This is a genomic window from Trebonia sp., from assembly GCF_049794275.1.
In the GTDB taxonomy this organism is placed as follows: domain Bacteria; phylum Actinomycetota; class Actinomycetes; order Streptosporangiales; family Streptosporangiaceae; genus Trebonia.
Window position 1 is genome coordinate 1 of sequence record NZ_JBARCR010000451.1, and the last position, 1,753, is coordinate 1,753.

Annotated in this window: 2 protein-coding genes; both read left to right on the forward strand. The window is 66.9% G+C overall.

What is annotated here, in order from left to right; genetic code table 11:
• Positions 1-491: MFS transporter (locus tag WA805_RS12450; protein WP_425242408.1), on the forward strand; the 491-nt coding region annotated here is incomplete at its 5' end.
• A gap of 478 nt (positions 492-969) precedes the next feature.
• Positions 970-1,605 carry a transglycosylase family protein gene (locus tag WA805_RS12455; RefSeq protein WP_424561323.1) on the forward strand — a complete coding sequence of 212 codons (636 nt, stop codon included), beginning with the start codon at positions 970-972 and terminating at the stop codon, positions 1,603-1,605.
• Positions 1,606-1,753: the final 148 nt, after the last annotated feature.

Below are 1,753 nucleotides of genomic sequence, written 5' to 3' on the forward strand. Positions count from 1 at the left end.
GTGCCGGACTGTCGGTGGCCCTGACCATCGCTGCCGCCGGGCTGGCCCTCAGCCCGCTGGCCGGCCTGGTCTGGCGGTTCCGCTCCATCCCGCCGGAGACCCTGCTGCCCGCCGGAGACTGGCCCGCGTCGGTGCTGGCCCCCGACCAGACGCCGGAAGGCCCGGTGCTGGTCGGCATCCAGTACCGGGCGCGGCCCCGACTCGAAGATCGGCTGATGACCGCCCTGCAGAAAACGGAGGACAGCCGCCGACGCACCGGCGCGATCTCCTGGCGGGCCTGGCACGACGCGAGCGACCCCGGCAGGGTGCTCGAGGAGTTCGTCGTCGCTTCCTGGGACGACCACCTTCGCCAGCACGAGCGCGTGACCAAGCGCGAACAGGCGCATCTGGAGCGCGTCCGCGAGCTGACCGACCCGGACCACCCCGTCGTCACTCACTGGCTGGCCGTCAGCTCGCGCAAGGTACCCGGATCTCCGGCCAAGCCGACGTGACTGCCGCAGCGAGCTGAGGACCCGGGCAAGAGAGGCCGCGGCCGGAGAACCTGCGCATGACAAACTGGTCGAATTGCGCCTATTTGGCACAGATGGCATAGGGCACCGGCGCGCAAAATGGAGCGGGTGTTAATTCCCACGGCAATACCGCTTCGCGGACGCTGCTCGTGCCTAATTCTCTTGTGTAACTGCAGTCACGTAACTTCTATTGTGCAACAATTATCTTCGCAGCAGGCATGAATCGGGCCGTAAATGCACCAAGCGTGTTGAGGATGGGACTTCAGTGTGCTTATTCTCACCCAAGAGCTAGCTGAAAAGCACGTGAGGAGAATCTGCATGAGGTCCAAACGCACCCTAGACCAGCATAGGCCGGGTGACACCCTCATGAGGTTCATCGGCTAGCAAAAGCGGTCCCGGCCAGGTGTTCGCAGCACGCGGCCGGGACCTTTTGTCGGACAACCTTGGAGGGCCTCCCGACATGTTCATTATCCCCGCTTCAGTCGTGGCCAAGATCATGATGGCGGTCACGATTTCGCTGCATCCAGCAGCGCACCACGCCCCCGCCAGTTACACCGTTCACCAGGGCGACACGCTGTCCGCGATCGCCGCCCGCAGCTACGGCAACTCGGCCGACTGGCCCGCCGTGTGGTGGATGAATCGCCACCAGGTGCGCAACCCCAACGTCCTGCTCGTCGGGCAACGGCTGCGACTGCCGGCCAGCGGTCATGTGACGGCCGCGATAGCCCGCGCCGCCCAGGCCGCCGTCCCGGCCCCGCCCCCGCCGTCTCCGGCTCCGACCACTTCGGTGAGCGGCTCACAGCCGGACCCGTCCAGTGCCGCACCCGTCTCCACCCCGGCCCCGGCGTCGTCCGCCGGCGGGGCTAACTGGAACGCCATCGCGGCGTGCGAGTCCGGCGGGAACTGGAGCATCAACACCGGCAACGGCTTCTACGGCGGGCTGCAGTTCACGCAGCAGACCTGGCTCGGCAACGGCGGCGGCCAGTACGCTTCGTCGGCAAACCTGGCCAGCCCGTCCGAGCAGATTGCGGTGGCCCAGCGGGTACTTGCCAGTCAGGGTATCGGCGCCTGGCCGGTATGCGGGGCAGGCGGCTGACGACGTCGTTCCCTGTGCTTTGCCGGGCACAGCGTGGCTGTGCCCGGCAAAGACGCCGTTTTCCACAGGGAGTGCGCATGATGCTTCCGCGTGCTACGGCGATCTGGCTATTCCGTCCACAGGCTGTTGATAACGCCGCGCCGCCCCG

Bases quoted from the DNA above. Each gene is read 5' to 3' on its own strand.
- WA805_RS12455 (WP_424561323.1), top strand. From the start codon at position 970: ATGTTCATTATCCCCGCTTCAGTCGTGGCCAAGATCATGATGGCGGTC.